Origin of the sequence: Rickettsia endosymbiont of Nabis limbatus, from assembly GCF_965196655.1 — a bacterium.
Taxonomy (GTDB): domain Bacteria; phylum Pseudomonadota; class Alphaproteobacteria; order Rickettsiales; family Rickettsiaceae; genus Rickettsia.
This window is the reverse complement of the sequence record NZ_OZ239771.1, coordinates 860,313-880,148: the sequence shown is the minus strand read 5'-3', so window position 1 is coordinate 880,148 and position 19,836 is coordinate 860,313. Positions and strand designations below refer to the sequence as shown.

The window sequence follows — 19,836 nt, the reverse complement described above, 5'->3', positions numbered from 1 at the left end:
TATAATGCCTTCATTAAATTCAAGTAAACGATATAATAAATATACTATTTTGCAAGTAGTTCCTGCTCTAGTTTCGGGAGGAGTTGAAAGAGGGACTATAGAAGTTGCAAAATATCTTAAAGTTCTTGGTCATACTCCAATTATAATTTCAGCTGGTGGTACTTTAGTTAAAGAGTTAGATAATGAGGATATACTACATATTCAAATGAATAGTAGTAGTAAAAACCCTTTTGTAATTCTAAGTAATGCTAGGTTAATAGCTGAAATAATCAAAAAATATAAAGTTGATATAGTCCATACAAGGTCAAGAGCTCCGGCATGGAGTTCATATTTAGCAGCAAAATGGACGAATACTAAGTTTTTAACAACTTTTCATGGTATTTATAACGCTCCTAATGATTTAAAGAAATATTATAATAGTATAATGTTAAAGGGAGAGAAAGTTATTGCCGTCTCCAATTTTGTGAAGCAACATTTACTTAAAAATTATAATGTTGATGAAAATAAAATAGTAGTAATTGAGCGGGGTGTAAATTGTGATTATTTTGATCCAGCAAATTTAACGCCAGAAAGGCTTAAAAAATGTCGTGATAAATATGATGCTCCAGATAATGTACCGATAATATCAATGCCCTCTAGAATGACCAATTGGAAAGGGCATCTTGTTTTAGTAGAAGCATTAAGCAAATTAAAACACAGAAATTTTTATTGTTTAATGATCGGTGATTTATCAAGACATCCTAGTTTTACTAATAGAGTAAAAGAGCTTATCGCAAATTTAAAACTTCAAAATAAAATTCAAATTTTTGGTAATGATTCTGATATCATAAATCTATATGGTATTTCTAATATTATTGTTTCTGCTTCGATTGAGCCTGAAGCCTTTGGGCGTACTATTATTGAAGGGCAGGCTATGGAAAAGCTTGTTATTGCCACTAATATTGGTGGAGCTACCGAAACAATAAACGATAATGTAACAGGTTTTCACGTAAAGCCGAATGATGCTGAAGATTTAGCTCAAAAAATTGATCACTGCTTATCTATTTTAAATACTGAAGAAGCCAAGAAAATTCAAACCGCCGCAAGACATACTGTAATTAATGACTTCTCCCTTGATTTAATGCTCCGAAAGAATCTTGAAGTCTATAAAGAAGTCCTAAAACCCCCAAATAATTCAAAAACGATGCCATAAATTTGAGATTTTCTAATAAAATCACTTATTCTTTATTCTCTATAAGTGATAAAGCAATTAATAATCTCTCTTTTTTTTCTATATTTTTATTTTACCCTTGCATTAAAGCTAGCAGACAGCTATTTTTATTTTATTGAATTTTTTATAAAAAACTTAAAGGAAATAATTTATGTCGACAAACGGGCAGGACAGTACTGCAAATAATAATGATACAATAGAAATACAAGAAACTGAAGTTGTACCTGTAGAGACTACAAATTCTTTACAATCGGGGTTAACAAGCTTAATACCGATGGTTTTAATTTTTGCTGTTTTTTATTTCTTACTATTACGTCCGCAAGAAAAACGTCGTAAAGAGAGAGAAAAGCTAGTAAGTGAAGTTAAAAAGGGTGAAGAAGTTCTAACAAATAGTGGTATTTACGGGATCGTTACTAAAGTTAGCGAAAGCGAACCTAACATTGAAGTTGAGATAGCAAAAGATATGCGTATTAAAGTTTTAAAAAGTGCTATTGTTGATATAACTAGCCGTTTCAAAGATGTAGCAGTTAAAAAGGAAGATAATAAAAATAACAAAAAAGATAAGAAGGTAAGTGGTGCAAAATCTTCCTAAGTGGAAAATTTTCCTTTCAATTATATGTACGATTTTTGCAGTTATTTGTGCTTTACCAAATTTTACACAGGTAAAGTCCAAATATCTGCCTCATGATTCAGTAAATTTAGGACTTGACCTTAGGGGCGGAGCACATTTATTACTTGATGTTGATTTCGATACTTATCTTAATGACACTATGGAAAATTTAGCCGATACTTTACGTAAAAGCTTTCGTGAGGATAAAATCGGTTATAAAAACCTGTTAGTTAAGCAAAATAATATTCAACTAGAGCTGAGATCGCAGGAAGAATTAAAGCCGTTAAAAAGAATAATTAGCAAAATTGATCCTGAGATTAATGTTGAAGCGAATGACAATAGAATAAAGCTTTCCTATAGTGAATCTAGATTAAGTGAGCTACTTAATAAAGTAGTCGATCAATCTATTGAGATTGTCAGAATGCGGGTTGATAGTACCGGTACTAAAGAGCCTATACTGCAAAAACAAGGTGATAGGCATATATTATTACAAGTTCCAGGGGAAGAAAATCCAACTTATTTAAAAAATATTTTAGGTAAAACTGCTAAGCTAACTTTTCATTTAGTTGATGAAAATGCCAATGTTGAAGAAGCGGTAAAAGGGCATATGCCTATGGGTTCAATGCTTGTTCAAGGAGATAGAATTGGTTATTTAGTTGTAAAGAAAAAAGCTATTTTAGGTGGCGATTCATTAACAACTGCCGCCGCATCTTTTGATCAGAATTCACAAGCAGTTGTATCATTTTCCTTTAATAGTTTTGGTAGTAAATTATTTGGTGAAATTACCAAAAATAATGTGGGAAAGAACCTTGCTATAGTTTTAGATAATAAGTTACTTAGTGCTCCGACAATAAATCAACCAATTATGGGCGGTAGTGGTATAATTTCAGGTGATTTTACTGTTGAATCGGCAAATGAACTTGCATTATTGCTTCGTGCTGGCTCGCTGCCTGCACCGCTTAAGATTATCGAAGAAAGAAGTATAGGACCAAATCTTGGGGCTGATTCTATAGAATCAGGAAAAAAAGCAGGGATAATTGGTTTTGCAGCAGTTTGTATATTTATGGTATGGTCTTATGGCTTACTTGGTTTATTTGCAAATATAGCTTTAAGCCTTGCTATGCTATATGTTTTAGCATTATTGTCGCTTTTCCAAGCTACCTTAACTCTGCCAGGGATTGCTGGAATAATACTTACTATGGGTATGGCTGTTGATGCTAATGTATTGATTTACGAGCGAATAAAGGAAGAGCTGAATAAAGGAACTTCAAATCTTTATGCTATTAAAACTGGGTTTGAGTCAGCTTTTGCTACTATTTTAGATTCTAATCTTACTACTTTGATTGTTGCTTTTCTGCTTTATATATTTGGAGTTGGAGCAATAAAAGGATTTGCTGTGGCATTAACAATCGGGATTATATCATCGATGTTTTCAGCAATTATTATTACTAAATTACTAATAGATATTTGGGTAAAATATTTTAAACCTAAAAAACTAGGTCTTGTATAAGATTTAAGGATATAAAAAATGCAATCAAATGTTATAAAAATTATTATTGGAGTTAGTCTATTAATAGGCGTTGGAGCATTATATTTATTATTATCTTTAAAGACTCCTGATAAACCTCTTGCCGGTCAGGTAAATATTTATGAAGATAATGCAGAAATCGGTGGTGACTTTGAATTAATAGATCAAAATGGTGAACTATTTAACAGTGATGAATTAAAGGATAAATTAAGCCTTATATATTTTGGATTTACTAGCTGTCCTGATATATGCCCAACTTCTTTAAATAAAATAACAAAAGCAGTGGAAATTTTAAGCGAAAATAAGATAGATATAGTACCGGTTTTTATTACTATTGATCCAAGCCGTGATACTCCAGCAGTATTAAAGGAATATTTAAAACATTTTCATCCTAAATTTATTGGACTTACAGGTAATGAGAAGCAAATAAGGGAAGTAGCAGATAAGTTTAAGGTTTATTATGCTAAGGTTGCTAGTGAAAGTGATAATAACCAAGATTATATGTTAGATCATTCTTCTTTTACTTATCTAATGGATAAAAATGGAAAATATTTAAAGCATTTTTATTTAGACTCTGCTCCTAAAGAAATTATGGAATTTTTAAAAAGTAACTGATGAATAATTATTTACTGGTAGCATATATATTTACCTTTTTAAGTTTGGGAGTATTGTTAGTTAGTAGCTTTACAAGTTATAAGAAAGAGAAAAAAAATATTGATGCAAAAAGGAGCAAAAAATAGGTTAATAACTATCATTATTTGTTTTTGTTCAGCAGTAATCGGAGTTAGTATAATACTTTATAATTTAGAAAAAAGTATAGTATTTTTCGTGCAGCCATCAAAGATTAATGAAGTAGAGCAGGGGAAAGAGCTAAGAGTTGGCGGGCTAGTTAAAGTAGATTCAATAAATAAAATTGCGGCTAATAAAATAAGCTTTGTTATTACGGATAATATTAAAGATTTAGAAATATTATATCAAGGGGTGTTACCTGCTTTGTTTAGAGAGGGGCAAGGAATCATTGCTATTGGTAAACTATCAGACGACAAGTTTATAGCAAGGGAGTTGCTAGCAAAGCATGACGAGAATTATCGACCTCCGAATACTGTCATTCCCGCAGAAGCGGGAATCTAGAAAAAATCTGTCATACTGCAGCTTGACCGCGGTATCTCAGGACACATTCTATGGCACAAGATCCCGTGATCAAGTCACGGGATGACAATATAATTGACTGGATTCCAGCTTTTGAGGGAATGACAAATGAGCTATTAAATAACATAAAACAATTATAACAAAAAATGCTTATAGATAAAATTAAAGCAAAAGCAAATAATAACGAAATAAATGTAATCATTGAAATACCGATGAATAGTGGTCCGATTAAGTATGAATTCGATAAAGAATCGGGAGCGGTTTTTGTTGATCGTTTCATGCAAACCACGATGAGTTATCCATGTAATTACGGCTTTATTCCGCATACTCTTTCTAATGATGACGATCCGGTAGATGTGCTTGTTGTATCGCATCATCCAGTAGTGCCTGGTTCAGTAATTAAGTGCCGAGCTGTTGGAGTGCTCATGATGGAAGATGAATCCGGATTTGATGAGAAAATTATTGCAGTACCAACCTCTAAGCTTGATATTACCTTTAATCATATCAAAGACTTATATGATGTATGTGAGATGCTTAAAAAACGTATAGTTCATTTTTTTGAGCATTATAAAGATCTAGAAAAAGGTAAATGGGTTAAAGTTACCGGCTGGGAAAATAAAGCCAAAGCTGATAGCTTGATTAATGAGGGGATAGATAGGATTAAAGGTTAGTTTTATGTCATTCCTGCCAAGTGCATGGGTGTCATCTCGTGGCGGCATTGTTGCGTGGTTCCGATGTCATTCCGTTGATCGCAGGAATCCAGGAAGAAAAGCATAAATACAGCAAATTTTTAAAATTAAAAGCTTAGGTTACCTAGCTTTATGCTGGATTCCTGCGATCAACGGAATGACATCGGAACCACCAAAAATACATATCCTCGCAATGACGTGCTTATGAAAACAATAAAATTATAAACCAGTGACATTATTCAGATCAGGGATTGTAGTAGCATTTTTCACATTAATTTCTCGCATATTTGGGCTTGTGCGTGAACAATTTATTGCATCATTATTCGGCTCCACAACTATGGGCGATAGTATTAATGTTGCTTTTAAACTACCAAATCTATTTAGAAGAATTTTTGCCGAGGGAGCATTATCGAACGTCTTTATCCCTATTTATAACGAAAAAATGCTGATTTCTAAGAAAGCAGCTGGCAGATTTTCTGGTGAGGTCTTTACACTTTTACTACTCTCATTAATAGTTATAATAGTATTGATGCAAATATTTATGCCGCAATTAATGCTATTTATAGCTCCTGGTTTTCACGGTAAAAAAGAGAAGTTTGAGCTCACAGTATTTCTATGCCGAATCACTATACCTTACTTAATATTTGTATCACTCACAGCTTTATTAGGTGGAATTTTAAACTCAGTAAAACGCTTTGCTGCTTTTGCTTTTTCACCTGTTATCTTAAGCGTATGTGTAATACTATGTACTTTAATGTTAGATAATTATACAGAGTCTACCATTTCAATTAGCTTATCTTTAATAATTGCCGGAATATTACAAGTCTCTTTTATGTTTGTTTGCGTTAAAAGAGCGGATTTAAGTTTTCCATTTATTTTTAAGCCAAATGATCCGGATGTAAAAAAGCTTTTAATTAATATGGGACCGGCGACCATTAGCTCAGGCGTACAGCAATTAAACCTTTTTATCTCTCAATCTATTGCTAGCTTTATTGAGGGAGCTATATCCATATTATCATATGCTGACCGAATATATCAATTTCCTCTATCAATAATAGGCACTAGCTTTTCAACTATTTTATTACCTGAATTATCAAAAATATATAAATCAAATGATATAGTAGCTGCAACGAAAGTACAGAATAATGCAATTAGAATGGGGCTATTTTTGTCGCTTCCTGCAACTTTTGGAATTATAATTTTATCGCATCCTATCATTAACGTGATTTACGAAAGAGGCGTTTTTACTTCTTTTGACACTACAAATACGGCTGAGGCTATTTCTGCTTTTGCTTTAGGGCTGCCTGCTTTTATTTTGGCAAAAATTCTAACCCCCATTTTTTATGCTAATAGTGATACTAAAACACCTTTGAAAATAACTCTATTTTCAATAATAATTAATACAAGTATGAATTTATTATTAATGGATTCTTTAAAACATATCGGTATTGCGGTTGGTACTTCTATTGCAGCTTGGTATAATTTAGGTTTATTATACAGCTATACTAAAAAGCAGAATATGCTACATATAGAGCAAGATATAAAATCTTTTTGTGGTAAAGTTTTAGTATGTTGCCTAATTATGTCTATTATTATTGGATCAATAAAACACTATTGTGTGGAATATTTTTATTCAAAATATTTACTAATTAGAATTTGTGCATTAGGAGGTACTATTTCAATTGGCATTATAGTCTTTTTTGGTGTAGCTTATTTATTAAAAGTAGTTAAGCATGTTAGAAAGTAGTAAAAATAAATCTAATTATCAAGATTTGCTAAAGACCTTAGCAATCATAGCCATGATCATCGATCATATAGGTTTGTATCTATATCCTGATCTTATTGTTTTACGAATAATCGGTCGTACTGCTATGCCGGTTTTTTGTTTTTTTGCTGGCTATAATTTTCATGATAAGCCAAAACTACGAATATTAATATGGGGTGTTTTACTACAAATTTACACTACAATATTATTCAAGCAGTTTATCACTACAAATATTTTAATCTCTATTTATTTGGGGCAGTGCTATATTTATTATTTTCATAAGTCATTAACTCGTTTTTTCTATAGCGGTTACTGTCATGTTATTATAATGGTAATATTATGGTATATAAGCTGGGCTATCATTGATTATGGTACGGTTGTAATTGCAATTATGATACTTGGATTTATTGCAAGACATGAACCCAAAAACCTAAAACTTTGTTGTTTTGTAACAATTCTCATTACTTTGGTAAATTCAGTTCTATTCGTGCTTACTACTTCTTTTAGCGATCTTAATTTCTCAAATTTTGATTTAATATTAGATATTATCTTATTAACAGTTACATATATATTAATGATCATAGGCAACTATTCAAAAAGACTATTTATAAATTTAAAATGGGTTAGCAGAAATGTCATATATATATATTGTGCACAAATTATTATTTTGCAATTTATATTTGTCTATAGTTACACATATGGTTTTAAAAATTGGTAGATAAAAATCAACAATTTTGGTGGTATTTATTTTTTATTGATATTAGTATATTTGAGCAACTAATTAATATTAATAACGATGAATGTAATAGATCGTTTAATCTTAGATAATGAAAAATATAAAGAAAGATTTAAACAAAATAAGTTATTTAAAATTAAATTAGAAAGTGACGCACAAAAAAATAAATTTCTTGATTACTTCTAAATCTGGTCAAACGAATTCCAAAAAATGGTACTTGCAAGATTAGTATTTTCAGAACATAAAGAATTTACAAAACTTGCTTGGGAACATTTACTTGATGAATTCGGTCATAATATAGAACTTACAAAAGATAGAAAAAATAATACAGAAGTGGAAGACCCTATCTTTGAGGCACTTGGTTCTTGGTTTACTTTGAAAATGATGACACTTGGGGATAGTGAGCGGGCAGTGCTTGTGCATATGATAATAGAATCGTGTGCTACTATATTTTATGAGAAGTTAGGCTCGGTATTTTTAAGCTGTAAAAAAGCAGAAAAGCACTTTAAAACCCACATGCATCTTGACCCTGAGCATGAACAAATGGGAGTAGATTTATTGAAACAGTTAAATGTTAATGATCTTTTACTGCTTAATATTCAAAAAAAAGGCTGGGACATGATTGAAGCTTTATTCACTAGACTTGCAAGCATTGTAGAGGGGTGATTGTCGCTGTTATTGTGGCATAATGTTATTCTTGCGTGGATCGAAAAATACCCTTAATGTCATTCTTAGCTAAAAGCAGGAATCCAGAAAAACAATGTCGGCTTTTCTTCACAATGACGTCACTTAGCTTAAATACTTATCTCCCTACTTTACTCACTAAATTCTGTTCTATCTGTTTTAATTACTTGAAATTATTGGTTTAAAAAAATAAAATTGTTAAATAAAAAAAATCAATATATAGCTTAATGCGATAAGATAGTGACTTAGAGTATGAGTTAGATTATACTAAATGAAAAACTTATGGCAAAGGCATATTCATACGATTTAAGAATATGAGTAATAAAAAGTTTAACAGATGGTAAAACAATAAAAGAGACTTCTGAGATATACTCTATTAGTAGGAAGACTATAATAGAATGGAAAAAATTAAAGAAACAAACCGGCGATATCAAAGCAAAAAGTGGTTATCATACAGGACATCGTAGAATAATAAGAGACATAGAGGGATTTAAAAAATTTATAGAATTAAATTTTGATAAAACCACCATGGAACTAGCTAACAACTGGAGTCAAAAAGTATCTGCAAGTACGATATCAAGATTGCTTAATAAATTAGGTTATAGTTATAAAAAAAACTTTTCTTCATCCCAAAAGAGATGTTGGTCTAAGGAATGAGTTTATATTGAAACTAAAAACTATAGACAAACAAGATTTAGTATTTATCGATGAATCTGGGATAGAAGATAATAGCTGTAGAGAACACGGGTGGAGCATTATCGGTCAAAGATGTTATGGTGAAAGGGTCTATCAACATAAATCACAGATTAGTATGATTGCTGGGGTGTCTGCCAAAGATATTATTGCCCCAATAATATTTGATGGGACATGTAATAAGGACATTTTTGAAACTTATGTACAAGAGATATTGATCAAAGAGTTAAAGCCTGGTCAGATAGTAGTAATGGATAATATTAATTTTCATAAAAGTACAAAAGTGAAAACGTTAATTGAATCTTTTGGTTGCAGTATTTTATTTTTACCAACTTACTCTCCTGATTTAAATCCTTACTATTACCCACAATTATAAAATGCTGCTAGAGTATTCACTGATCATTTTAAATAAGAAGGATAGGCGATATGCAAGATATAGTAACATACGGGATAAATATATCAAGCACTGGTTGGTTAGAGAATGAGCTCAGGCATGTTGACTTTAAAGATAAAAGACTTATAAATCGGCTTATTAAAACCAGTAACTTACTTGATAGCAAAGCATCCGGCACAATAAATCAAAGTTGCAGATCCTGGAAAGATGCGAAGGGAGCTTACAGACTATTTAGCAATGATAAGTTTGATATAGATGAAGTCTATTCTTCGCATCATGTGGAAACACAAAATAGAATCCAAGGCAAAAATTTAGTGTTTGCAATTCAGGATACAACTTACCTGGATTATGACACTCATATTAAGACAAAAGGGCTAGGCAGTATCTCCAAAGCTTATACAAAGCACAAACAGGGTCTTATTATGCATAGTACTATTATAGTGACGCCAGGAGGTCTGCCTTTAGGCCTTACCTCTCAGCAATGTTGGGCACGTATCGCAAGGGAAGAGGATCAGAAGGAAAAAGCAAGGCGTAAGTATATCACTCACATCAAAGATAAAGAAAGCTATAAATGGATTAACGCGTTTGAGGAAACAATTGCCAATATTCCTGAAAATACTAGAGTTATTACGGTTGGAGATAGAGAAGCAGATATCTTTGATTTGTTATGGAAAATTGAAGAATCAGCTGCAGAATTTGTAATTCGCAACAGACAGGATAGGAAATTTATTTGCCCGGAAAATGGTAAAACAAAAATACAAACGAAAATAAGTAAGCTACAGTCCAAGAAAGAGATTAGACTGAAAATCCCAGGCAATGGACTTCATAAAGCAAGAAAAGCAAATGTTGAAATTAAATACACATATGGGCACATACCAATTAGGTCTGTATCTTTATATGGCCCTGAAAATACTGATCACAAAATCAGTGACAAATTAGCTGTTTATGTTGTAAGCGCTAAAGAAATTAATGCCCCTGTTGGAGTAGAGGCAATCGATTGGACTATACTGACCAACATCCCCGTGAGTAGCTTTGAAGATGCTGTTGAGCGTATAACTTGGTATAAGCTAAGATGGAAAATAGAAGAATATTTTAGAGTTCTGAAATCAGGATGCAAGATAGAAGCCTCTCGCTTATCTGCCGAAACAAAGCTACAAAAATTAATTGCCATAAAAAGCCTCATTGCTTTTAAAATTTTATATTTATCAAAAATAGCCTCAACTTGTCCTGAAGAGAGCTGCGATAGCATACTTACCACCCAAGAATGGAAAACGCTTTATATGCGCGTGCACAGAACAAATAATACTCCTGGCAAGCCTCCAAATATAAAAGAAGCTATTATTTTGCTTGGTAAATTAGGAGGCTTTATGGCAAGAAAGAGTGATGGGTTGCCCGGAGCAATGTCTTTATGGCGGGGATATGAAATCCTTCAAGAGAGCGTAATGATGCTATCAATTGTTAGTGGTAAAATTTGTGGGTAATAGTAAGATTTAAATCCTATTGAGCATTACTGGTTTAAAATCAAGAACGAAATAAGAAAAACTGTTTCTAATTTTGAGCACTTTTTTGATGCGGTTTACTATGCTCTTAAAAAAGTCACTACCTTATCGCATTAAGCTATATAATACTAAAAAAATTTTAGGTAAAAAAATGAGTTTAAAATCCACTTTTATTGATACTCCTCTTGGTTCAATGCTTGCTATTAGTGATGAAGAAAAGCTTTATTTGCTTGATTTTGCTGAAAGTAAAGGTTTAGAACGTAAAATTAAAAAGCTTAAAGTAGCAGCAAAGTCAGATATTGCTTCAGGTAGTACTAAACCTATTTTATCAGTTGAAAAAGAACTTAAATTATATTTTGATGGTACTTTGCACAAATTTAATACTACGTTGTGTCTTGTAGGAAGTGAGTTTCAAAAGTTAGTATGGGAAAAGTTAATGAACGTACCCTATGGTGAAACAAGAAGTTACTTTACTCAAGCTAAAGCAGTAGGCAAAGAAACTGCCTATAGAGCTGTTGCAAATGCTAATGGAGCAAATAGATTTGCCATAATTATTCCGTGTCACCGTATCATTAATAATAATGGCGAGCTTGGCGGATATGCTTCAGGACTACATCGTAAAAAATGGCTTATTGAACATGAAAGAAAATTTACAACAAATTAGAGATATTCTAAAATGATACTCCTCGCAGCAGAGCTACGAGGTATCTATCCAAAAAGTTTTAACTGTTTTTGTTGAAATGCTTTATAAGAAGGTTTGCCTGAACCTTGATTTTTTACATAATTACGTAATTTCCGCTCATCACCATGTTTACATACTGTGCTCATAAAATATCCTTTACTCCAAAACTCACTTCCCCATAATTTTTCTTTAAGATTTGGATATTTCTTAAACATTTCCTTAGATGTAATACTTTTTATGATTTGAGTTATTTTTGTTGGGCTATACATTGGTATTGACTGTAGTAAAAAATGTACATGTTCTTTATCTACTCCTATTTCCAAAAATCTAATTTCATAACGAGCCTCTATGTCCTCACAAATTTTACATAAATAATCGTCTAGTTCCTCATTGAATATTACTCTTCTATACTTTGCCGGTGTTACTAAATGATATATTAGTACTGTGACATTATCACTTTTATGTATATAACTGCTTTCTTCCATGCATCTAGTATATCACGAAGCAGACCTTCGGGGAATTAAACCCTAAGAGATTAAATAAAGCGAGATGAATACCTTGAGCAAAATATATTAGCTTTTGAAGTTTTAACTGAGTTATAGTATCTCCTGCTTCTCTATCTACTAGAACTAAGAAATAATTAGCTACATCAAAACAACTAATGGTTTTGTTTATTTGTTTGTTATTCATAATTATAAATAATTATACTTATCTTTTAAGTTTATAACATAACTGTATAATAAATACTACAAATCAAAACAGTTTCTTTAATCCTTTTTGCAGCAGTTTATTAACAGGATCGGTAGGTTGGTTTTGCGGTTGCTCTGTATTATTTTGCTCGTTATTACTACTATCTTCCTTTTTGTTTCTTAAACCCAAAGCATCTTTTATAATATTTTCAGGTTTCTTTTCACCGCTTTTTAGATCTTTGATGACGCTGCTAAATACATTTTTTATTAAATATGTTTGAAGAGCTTCTATATCTAATTTATGTTGTGGATTATTTATAGAACCATAAAATTTAACCCCTAGAGGAGGAAAATTATTTATAGTGACACTTGCACCAACATCCATCATATATTGTGGTAGGTTGATTTGACCATGAGCATTGGCTTTAGCAGGGCTAGCATCTAAATGACATTCAGTTAGTAGTACTGTGCCACGCTCTATATTACCGGTTGCTACTAAATTAGAAAAGGATGTAGTACCGCCACTAAAAGAGCCATTCATAAGGCGTAGCACTCCTTCAGTATTTTTAGCATTATTTATTACATCCACAATGCGGTTTAAATCAAATCCGCTAATTTTTCCATTACTACTATTTACGTTAAATTGTCCATTTAAATTATTAACATATGTGTAAACACTATTACCAGTAGAATTAAGTTCGGTGGTAAAATTTAATCGTCCATCGGTTATTTTTATTTTACCACTTTGCGGAGTTAAGCTTTTAACATAAGCATTTTTTAAATCAATTTTAATCGCTGCATTTTGATCTTTTCCTGAGCTTACATAACCAGTTGCGTTAAGATCACCACCATAAATATTTGCACTAACTGAAGTAATATTTAACTTACCTCCGGTAATAGCTAATTTTGCTTTAAAATTATTTATTACCAATGAATCATTGGTTAGTTTATCTATATTTGCGGATAGCTGTCCCTCAATTTTATCTAAAAAAGCTAAATCTATAGGATTATTTGACCAAGGGGTGCTACTTTTAGGAGCAGACGCCTGACCTATATTAGTTGCAGCAGGATTAGAACTAGAGGTAGGAGTAGGACTGCCTGAGGTAATTTTTTCTAGGCTAATTAATGGGCTGTATATATTAAGGTTAAAATTAGTTTTTTGAGAAGCTAAATTAACATCGCCTTTAATTGCTATATTAGTATTAAAAGCTGATATTTTATCATTTATATGTAATATATCCTTGGTTTTTTGTACTTCTCCATTTAACTGTAATGTTCCAACACGATTTAGATTATTAACACCAAGCAAAGCCATAAATGACTCAAAATTATTAATTTTTAAATTATGAATAGCAGATATGTCTTGTTTTAGATTCTTCAGCGTTACATCACCAGATAAATTACTATTTCCAGAAATTAAATTGATATTATGTAAAATTAAAGCTTGTGAATTATAAACTACATTGGAAATAAGAGAAATTTTTTGGTTAATAATAGGAGGTAATTTATCAGTTTTTATTTTTAAAGCATTAAGTAAAGGTTTTAGATTATCTACTACTATTTTAATATTACCATTGAAAATATTTGTCTTATCTAAATTAGAGTTAATATCACCAACGATATTACCCGGATTTGCAATAATATTTGCCTTTAAACTACTATGTTCTATATCATAATTTGCGTTTACCAGTAATTCTATATTAGTATAGTTGAGCCTTGCATCTTTTAAATTTAGATTTTTGCTATCCGCAATTATGGATGCTGTTAACTCATAATCATTTTGTAAATCATTTGGCAGCCCTAAAGTTTTAGTATTACCCTTAATATTCGCAAGACCTATAAAAGAATTATTTTCACTATCGATTTTTCCCTCAATTTTAATTTTTTCGTCCGCAATATTGATATTTGCAGTTAATGGAATTACTTTTCCAATTTCTTCAATATTACCATCTACATAAATTTTTTGCTCTAGAGCCTCTAACGCTAAAGTAAAATCTATTGGACCTTTGATGCTTTTAATTTTAGTATCTAAATTAATATTGTTAAATATTTTTTCATTACCATTCTCTCTATATATAATTTTACCATCTGAAATTTTAAAATGATTGATAAGAATAGGAAGTTCTAGCTCGGTTTTGGCATTAGAAACTGTAGGTATAGGAGTATCTTGATTTATTTCAGCTTTATTTTTAGGCGTGGAAAACTCCCAATTTTTTTGTCCATTATTTAAAACTTCAAGATTTATCACTGGCTTTTGTAACTCTACAGATGCTACTTCAATTGCTCCTCTAAAAAGTGGTAGAAGCTTAAGTGAAGCTTTAGCGTTTTCAACAGATACTAAATAAGGATCTTTTGTTTTATCTATTGAGGATAGCTTAACTTCTGGTAAGGATATTGCAGGATTTGGCAATAAAGATAATTTTATATCGCCATTAATAGTTAAATCTCTATTTATCGTTTCTTTGACTTTACTTATTATTATCCCTTTATAATTGTTCAAAGGAATAAAGAAAGGAATAATAATTAACAATAATATTATACTGATAAATATAATAAGTGAGTATTTCAAAGTTTTATTCATATGATTTAACCTTTCTTAAAGCTATATTTAATTAATCGGTATTTCTTTTGCGTCCTGCTCTTTAACCTCTATGCGTGGCAAGGTAATAGTAAGTATACCGTTTTTTAGACTTGAAGAAATATTTTTTTGATCTACATCCTCATATAAAGATATTATATAATTAAAATTCTTATTCATATAATTATTTGAATCATTGGCTTTATTTTCATCTTCAATGTTTCCTTTAACAAACAATTTATTACTATTTATTTTAATTTTGATATGATCTTTATCAAAGCCTGGTACTTCCATAATAATAATATATTGTGTGTCTTTAGTAATAAATTTACTCTTAATACTACTAGATTCATAAAAAGGTAACTTATTTTTAAATAGATTATCAATATTTGTAATCTGATTGTCTAGTAATTCTATTGCTTGATGTAAGGAAGTTGTATGATTAGAGTTATGTTCTTGATTTTGATTTGCTAATGTAGCACTACTAGATAAAATAACAGCTGCTATAGCTGGGATGTAAGCTTTAATTTTCATGATACTAGCCCTCTTATATATTTATTATTCTAAATATATAAATTCATTTTATTAAAATTCAAGTCTTATATTTCCAAAGCTTGTTGAAAGTACGTTGACCAAAATAAAAGCTAATAATACCTGCAAAGATGGTTTGATCGTCAATAGTCCATAATATATCTAAATATTGAACTAATAGAGCAGAGCTTTTTAATGATTTATATTGAACATACAAAACTTACGCTATGTTTGGTTCTAAATATCGTAAAGATGGAGAACGAAGCTGTTGTTGCATATAGTCATCTAAAAGCCCTAACTTTATTTGGTAGACCGTTTTACCTATTTTATTTGCAGTTCTTTTGAGAAAAGCCCAAACTAGAAATGCACAACTAATGTGATTACGTTGGATACGCTGTTTTCTGCATTGGCAACGTTCTATACCAGTCAGTTGCTTAATTTTTCTATGCATGCTCTCAATTACCCATCGCAAGCCAAACTCATCTTGTGCAGCTTTAGAAGATTTTTGAGTTTTGTTATTGGTAACAACATAATCAACTCTGTTGGTAGAAACAGTAAATTTAAACAAATTAACATGCTTATTTTTGGCAAATCCTTTTATATGAATCTCCATTCCATTCTTAATTTCTTCATCTAAAAACATCAACTTGCTAACAGCTTTATAAGGCTCGTAATCACACGTTTTACTAACATTTCTATTGGCTTTAATAGGGGCATAATAATATTTGCCCAAGGAGTCAACATGTTGCATAATTTTGTGTGTAGCATACCATGTGTCAAAAAGTACAGTTTGAAAAGGAATCTTTTTACTATAAACAGCATTATTGAACATCTTTAGTAGGTGATCTAGTTTCGTCGCTCCATCATGATCAGGTGAAAAAATGCGATAATCTATTACCCAAAACTTATCAATATCGGGGTTATAATATACAAGACTCACTACTCCTATACCGGTAGTAACTCCACCTGTAGCTCCACTATACTGCGATCTAGCAACCTCTATTTTCTTTGTGTTCCTTTTGTTTAACACCGTATCATCAAATATTGTATATCCGTTAGATGAAAAGATAACATCATTCTTAATGTGTTCCCATAACAAAGAAGGAGTATATTTTTCATTTTCTAAAAATCTATTAATAACATCATGGCTACATTTCTTGGCATGTTCAGCGTAGTAGGTTAAACTATAATTCTTTTGGCTAATTGTTAAAAATTGACAGTAATCTGTTCTATTAATTGGTATTGCTTGCAATCTGTTCCTCTTTGACATGTTTAATTATTCTTACAATAATTTATCACTCTTCCACTCATAGCGTAAGTTTTGTATAATTTAATTCCTCATTTTGGCAGTCGACCAGAACAATATTTACTATTATTTAAAGAAGCACTATTAAAAAAACCATATTTTCAAAGAAAGTTAAGAACTTGATAGAAAATACATTCTTTGAATTTCAAAAAATATTACCTAAACTTGATTCTTTTTTGGTTAAAGTACAAGCAGATTTAAAAAAGGATATCAAGAAAATTATCCCTGAGATTTTACAAATTTTATGCACGAAGATAAAAGAATGGTAATAATATTGATGCACCTGAATATATCACAAATGTAAAAACAGTAGAAGAACTTAAAAACAAAGAAGTATTAAAAGATATTACAGCCAAAATAAATAACTCTAATTCTATATTTTCTCAATCCGGAGATAAATTAAAATTTTCAATACCTCCTGTTAAAAGAAAACCAGTTAGTACTGAAAATATTAATAACAAACTTTTAAAAACTTATAATGAAGAAACTTATGATTCAAGTTTAGATGATGTAATAAAAGAATATTATAAGATAATGGGAGAAGATAGCAGTTCTATATCCTTGTAAAACTACTATTAATATTATAATTTTTTTCTGGTCCTAGGACTTGATAATTAAGAATAAAGGAATCAGGATTTAGAAATATATAGGTAGCATTATAGTGATCTTTACCGCACAAATGCTTACCTATAGCTGTTGTGTAATTAATAAAATCTAACTGATAAAACAAGCTATTATCTGGAGTAGTAAAATATTTGATGATGCTATTATTTTCCAAAATATATTTATATTCTTTAACTGCAAATATTTGTTTATTTACAACCATAATAATTAAAAATTAGCTCTTCTTTATATAATAATTCGTTAGAATTAATTTCTAAAAAATATGCACACCCTTCTCCATAACCATAATTCTCTATGGTTCTTTTAATATCGTATTTCCCAGAGATTTCTGCAAAGATTTTATTTTTTCCAAAATTCTTCATGAGCAATGCATTCTTCTAACGGTTCTTTACTAACTTCAAGAATTTTCTCTACTAATCCATGCACAGAATAAATAGATAGAATTCTTTCTTTTTAACAACATTTTTAAGTAAATGAATAATTGGTAGACGAAGTTTAATTTGGAAAAGAGCGTGGAGTTTGTAAGAAGAAGAGCGGAGCGTACAATAGTACGTGAGCATCTGAGGATTTACAAATACGACATAGCCAATTTTTCAAATAAAACGAGTATAGGCTAATTCTGCAATATTTTCATCATAAGATTAATTTCTTCACGTAATTCTAAATCGCTTTCTAGTAGCTCCTCTACTTTTTTGATGGCATGCATAACTGTTGTGTGGTCTTTTTTACCGAATTTTTTACCGATATCGACTAGACTTTTAGGGGTTAGGATTTTGCTTAAATACATAGCTATCTGACGTGGTCTTGCAATGGTACGCATTCTACGAGGTGAGGACATATCAGATAATTTAATATTGTAACGATTAGCTATTTTTTTCTGGATATCTTCAACTGTAATTATTCTTTCATTAGAACGCAGCAAATCTCTTAAAATATTTTGTGTATTTTCGAGTGTTATTTCTTTTGCAGTAAAGTTAGAGTGGGCAATAACCTTATTCAACGCTCCCTCAAGCTCTCTTACATTCGAAACAATCTTAGAAGCTAAAAAATCAATTACATCTTTTGGAACTTTAACGTTCATCTGCTCAATTTTAGACTCTAAAATACCAAGGCGCAACTCATAAGTAGTGCTATGAACATCTGCCACTAAACCCCACCCTAAACGAGATTTAATTCGGTCTTCAATATCATCTAAATCGGAGGGCGACCTGTCGCAAGAAATAACCATCTGACGGTTATTATCAATCAGCGTATTGAACGTATGGAAGAACTCTTCCTGCGTACTATCTTTACCACAAATAAACTGAATATCATCAATCATTAATACATCAACTGAGCGAAACTTCTCTTTAAAAGACATCACTTCTTTGTTACGCAAAGCCTTAACAAATTGGTACATAAATTTTTCTGCCGACATGTATATAACCTTACGGCTTGGATTATTCTGTTTTATGTACCAACCAATTGCATGCATTAAATGCGTTTTACCTAGCCCTACCCCGCCATATAGGAAAAGAGGGTTAGATTCGGAAACTGCACTTGAAGACTCGGCTACTGCTCTTGCAGCAGCATAAGCAAGCTCATTCGGAGCACCAACAACAAAATTATCGAAAGTAAAACGTATATCAAGCGTTGAGAAAATATTTTCTGAATTAAGCTCGCTACTACCAATATCGGCAAAAGTTTTAGTAGGCAACTCAAGAGTTGCTTGATTAGATGCTGGCAATTCTTTAGTAATTATTTCTACTGTTTTTATAGCATTATTATAATGCTGAAATAATTGCAATATAACGACAGAATATTTAGATTTTATCCAATCTCTAATAAAATTGGTAGGAGCACAAAGAATAACAGTATTTAGTGAAGATTCTATAAAATTGACCTTACTAAACCAGCTATTATATAAAGCCTCACCGTAATAATTATAAAGGTCTTGGGTTACATTACTCCAGACATTTACACTATTATCGTTTTGATTTGTTAAAATTATTTGATTAGTATTCACTTAAAACTGCCACGGTAAGTTATTTTGTTTCCAGCCTTTATTTTGAAGATTTCCTTCGAAACCATCAATAATATTATAACAATTTTTATAACCTATATTAGTCATAAAATTTGCTGCCATTAATGATCTATGCCCTGATCTGCATAAAAAAAATATAATGTTAGATATTTTATCATCAATAATAGATAAAAATCTATCTTCAAAATCTCTATTCAGCTCCATAAAAGGCGATAGCTGCCAGCTTAAAAAGATTATTTCTTTATTATCCAAACTTGGAACACCCACATATTTCCATTCTTCTTCTGTTCTAACATCAACAAGAAAGGTATTATTATTCGAAATCAGCATATTATAAGCTTCTTTAGAACAAATATTTTGAACTAACATACTTTGCCTATTACTTGTATTGCTGTTATATATAATAAAAATGTTTAAACTATTGGATTTTATTCATGCGAAGATGA

The 19,836-nt window shown here is 30.9% G+C and carries 21 protein-coding genes and 1 pseudogene; 14 read left to right on the top strand and 8 right to left on the bottom strand.

The genetic code is table 11. The features are described 5' to 3' along the window. Window positions 1–4: 4 nt before the first annotated feature. The 13 genes and pseudogenes from ACOAL3_RS05060 to ACOAL3_RS05000 all read left to right on the top strand — a co-directional run bounded on the left by ACOAL3_RS05060 (window position 5) and on the right by ACOAL3_RS05000 (window position 11,621). Window positions 5–1,192, top strand: coding sequence for a glycosyltransferase family 4 protein (locus ACOAL3_RS05060; protein ID WP_419235544.1), 1,188 nt, complete (start codon window positions 5–7; stop codon window positions 1,190–1,192). A gap of 169 nt (window positions 1,193–1,361) precedes the next feature. Continuing rightward, the gene (gene yajC, locus ACOAL3_RS05055; RefSeq protein ID WP_419235543.1) at window positions 1,362–1,802 is read left to right on the top strand and encodes a preprotein translocase subunit YajC; all 441 of its coding nucleotides are present in this window, start codon (window positions 1,362–1,364) and stop codon (window positions 1,800–1,802) included. Further along, a complete protein-coding gene (secD, locus tag ACOAL3_RS05050; protein ID WP_419235607.1) occupies window positions 1,786–3,330 on the top strand; it encodes a protein translocase subunit SecD in 1,545 nt (514 codons plus the stop codon). The genes yajC and secD overlap by 17 nt, the downstream gene beginning before the upstream one ends. A gap of 18 nt (window positions 3,331–3,348) precedes the next feature. Continuing rightward, window positions 3,349–3,963 (top strand): SCO family protein, encoded by a 615-nt coding sequence (locus ACOAL3_RS05045; protein WP_419235542.1) that lies wholly within the window; start codon window positions 3,349–3,351, stop codon window positions 3,961–3,963. A gap of 102 nt (window positions 3,964–4,065) precedes the next feature. Continuing rightward, window positions 4,066–4,479, top strand: coding sequence for a cytochrome c maturation protein CcmE (gene ccmE / locus ACOAL3_RS05040; RefSeq protein ID WP_395477644.1), 414 nt, complete (start codon window positions 4,066–4,068; stop codon window positions 4,477–4,479). Window positions 4,480–4,643: 164 nt separating this feature from the next. Next, window positions 4,644–5,168 (top strand): inorganic diphosphatase, encoded by a 525-nt coding sequence (ppa, locus tag ACOAL3_RS05035; protein ID WP_419235541.1) that lies wholly within the window; start codon window positions 4,644–4,646, stop codon window positions 5,166–5,168. 247 nt (window positions 5,169–5,415) lie between these two features. Beyond that, the gene (murJ, locus tag ACOAL3_RS05030) at window positions 5,416–6,933 is read left to right on the top strand and encodes a murein biosynthesis integral membrane protein MurJ (protein WP_419235540.1); all 1,518 of its coding nucleotides are present in this window, start codon (window positions 5,416–5,418) and stop codon (window positions 6,931–6,933) included. Next, window positions 6,920–7,669 (top strand): TraX family protein, encoded by a 750-nt coding sequence (locus tag ACOAL3_RS05025; protein WP_419235539.1) that lies wholly within the window; start codon window positions 6,920–6,922, stop codon window positions 7,667–7,669. The genes murJ and ACOAL3_RS05025 overlap by 14 nt, the downstream gene beginning before the upstream one ends. 78 nt (window positions 7,670–7,747) lie before the next feature. Then, window positions 7,748–8,353, top strand: a pseudogene (locus tag ACOAL3_RS05020) (hypothetical protein). A 339-nt stretch (window positions 8,354–8,692) separates the two neighbouring features. Then, the gene (locus ACOAL3_RS05015; protein ID WP_419235606.1) at window positions 8,693–9,028 is read left to right on the top strand and encodes a helix-turn-helix domain-containing protein; all 336 of its coding nucleotides are present in this window, start codon (window positions 8,693–8,695) and stop codon (window positions 9,026–9,028) included. 7 nt (window positions 9,029–9,035) lie between these two features. After that, complete coding sequence (locus ACOAL3_RS05010) at window positions 9,036–9,440, top strand: IS630 family transposase (protein ID WP_419234586.1); 405 nt, start codon at window positions 9,036–9,038, stop codon at window positions 9,438–9,440. 50 nt (window positions 9,441–9,490) lie between these two features. Then, complete coding sequence (locus ACOAL3_RS05005; protein ID WP_419234585.1) at window positions 9,491–10,939, top strand: IS4 family transposase; 1,449 nt, start codon at window positions 9,491–9,493, stop codon at window positions 10,937–10,939. Window positions 10,940–11,108: 169 nt separating this feature from the next. After that, on the top strand, window positions 11,109–11,621 hold the full coding sequence (locus ACOAL3_RS05000; protein ID WP_395477537.1) for a methylated-DNA--[protein]-cysteine S-methyltransferase: 513 nt from the start codon (window positions 11,109–11,111) through the stop codon (window positions 11,619–11,621). 44 nt (window positions 11,622–11,665) lie between these two features. Here the strand turns inward: ACOAL3_RS05000 and tnpA are convergent, their stop codons facing one another. The 4 genes from tnpA to ACOAL3_RS04980 form a co-directional block, all read right to left on the bottom strand. After that, the gene (gene tnpA, locus ACOAL3_RS04995; RefSeq protein ID WP_419234544.1) at window positions 11,666–12,124 is read right to left on the bottom strand and encodes an IS200/IS605 family transposase; all 459 of its coding nucleotides are present in this window, start codon (window positions 12,122–12,124) and stop codon (window positions 11,666–11,668) included. Between the two features lie 268 nt (window positions 12,125–12,392). Continuing rightward, window positions 12,393–14,909, bottom strand: a complete 2,517-nt coding sequence (locus ACOAL3_RS04990; RefSeq protein ID WP_419235538.1) for an AsmA family protein — start codon at window positions 14,907–14,909, stop codon at window positions 12,393–12,395. Window positions 14,910–14,936: 27 nt separating this feature from the next. Beyond that, window positions 14,937–15,440, bottom strand: coding sequence for an Hsp20/alpha crystallin family protein (locus ACOAL3_RS04985; protein ID WP_419235537.1), 504 nt, complete (start codon window positions 15,438–15,440; stop codon window positions 14,937–14,939). Window positions 15,441–15,657: 217 nt separating this feature from the next. Next, the gene (locus ACOAL3_RS04980) at window positions 15,658–16,689 is read right to left on the bottom strand and encodes an IS701 family transposase (RefSeq protein WP_473198145.1); all 1,032 of its coding nucleotides are present in this window, start codon (window positions 16,687–16,689) and stop codon (window positions 15,658–15,660) included. Window positions 16,690–16,862: 173 nt separating this feature from the next. Here ACOAL3_RS04980 and ACOAL3_RS04975 point away from each other — a divergent pair, with 173 nt between their 5' ends. Beyond that, window positions 16,863–17,012 (top strand): hypothetical protein, encoded by a 150-nt coding sequence (locus ACOAL3_RS04975; protein WP_419235536.1) that lies wholly within the window; start codon window positions 16,863–16,865, stop codon window positions 17,010–17,012. Window positions 17,013–17,296: 284 nt separating this feature from the next. Here the strand turns inward: ACOAL3_RS04975 and ACOAL3_RS04970 are convergent, their stop codons facing one another. The 4 genes from ACOAL3_RS04970 to ACOAL3_RS04955 form a co-directional block, all read right to left on the bottom strand. After that, a complete protein-coding gene (locus ACOAL3_RS04970; RefSeq protein WP_419235535.1) occupies window positions 17,297–17,569 on the bottom strand; it encodes a DUF6314 family protein in 273 nt (90 codons plus the stop codon). Further along, window positions 17,556–17,729, bottom strand: a complete 174-nt coding sequence (locus ACOAL3_RS04965) for a hypothetical protein (protein WP_419235534.1) — start codon at window positions 17,727–17,729, stop codon at window positions 17,556–17,558. Before ACOAL3_RS04965 ends, ACOAL3_RS04970 begins: the two co-directional genes overlap by 14 nt. Window positions 17,730–17,980: 251 nt before the next feature. After that, window positions 17,981–19,372: a chromosomal replication initiator protein DnaA gene (gene dnaA / locus ACOAL3_RS04960; protein ID WP_419235533.1), complete on the bottom strand. Its 1,392-nt coding sequence runs from the start codon at window positions 19,370–19,372 to the stop codon at window positions 17,981–17,983. Then, window positions 19,373–19,759 carry a rhodanese-like domain-containing protein gene (locus ACOAL3_RS04955; protein ID WP_419235532.1) on the bottom strand — a complete coding sequence of 129 codons (387 nt, stop codon included), beginning with the start codon at window positions 19,757–19,759 and terminating at the stop codon, window positions 19,373–19,375. Between the last annotated feature and the right edge of the window lie 77 nt (window positions 19,760–19,836).

Bases quoted from the DNA above. Each gene is read 5' to 3' on its own strand.
- ACOAL3_RS05060 (WP_419235544.1), top strand. From the start codon at position 5: ATGCCTTCATTAAATTCAAGTAAACGATATAATAAATATACTATTTTG.
- yajC (WP_419235543.1), top strand. From the start codon at position 1,362: ATGTCGACAAACGGGCAGGACAGTACTGCAAATAATAATGATACAATA.
- ACOAL3_RS05045 (WP_419235542.1), top strand. From the start codon at position 3,349: ATGCAATCAAATGTTATAAAAATTATTATTGGAGTTAGTCTATTAATA.
- ccmE (WP_395477644.1), top strand. From the start codon at position 4,066: ATGCAAAAAGGAGCAAAAAATAGGTTAATAACTATCATTATTTGTTTT.
- ppa (WP_419235541.1), top strand. From the start codon at position 4,644: ATGCTTATAGATAAAATTAAAGCAAAAGCAAATAATAACGAAATAAAT.
- ACOAL3_RS05025 (WP_419235539.1), top strand. From the start codon at position 6,920: ATGTTAGAAAGTAGTAAAAATAAATCTAATTATCAAGATTTGCTAAAG.
- ACOAL3_RS05005 (WP_419234585.1), top strand. From the start codon at position 9,491: ATGCAAGATATAGTAACATACGGGATAAATATATCAAGCACTGGTTGG.
- ACOAL3_RS05000 (WP_395477537.1), top strand. From the start codon at position 11,109: ATGAGTTTAAAATCCACTTTTATTGATACTCCTCTTGGTTCAATGCTT.
- tnpA (WP_419234544.1), bottom strand. From the start codon at position 12,124: ATGGAAGAAAGCAGTTATATACATAAAAGTGATAATGTCACAGTACTA.
- ACOAL3_RS04990 (WP_419235538.1), bottom strand. From the start codon at position 14,909: ATGAATAAAACTTTGAAATACTCACTTATTATATTTATCAGTATAATA.
- ACOAL3_RS04985 (WP_419235537.1), bottom strand. From the start codon at position 15,440: ATGAAAATTAAAGCTTACATCCCAGCTATAGCAGCTGTTATTTTATCT.
- ACOAL3_RS04970 (WP_419235535.1), bottom strand. From the start codon at position 17,569: ATGGTTGTAAATAAACAAATATTTGCAGTTAAAGAATATAAATATATT.
- ACOAL3_RS04965 (WP_419235534.1), bottom strand. From the start codon at position 17,729: ATGAAGAATTTTGGAAAAAATAAAATCTTTGCAGAAATCTCTGGGAAA.
- ACOAL3_RS04955 (WP_419235532.1), bottom strand. From the start codon at position 19,759: ATGTTAGTTCAAAATATTTGTTCTAAAGAAGCTTATAATATGCTGATT.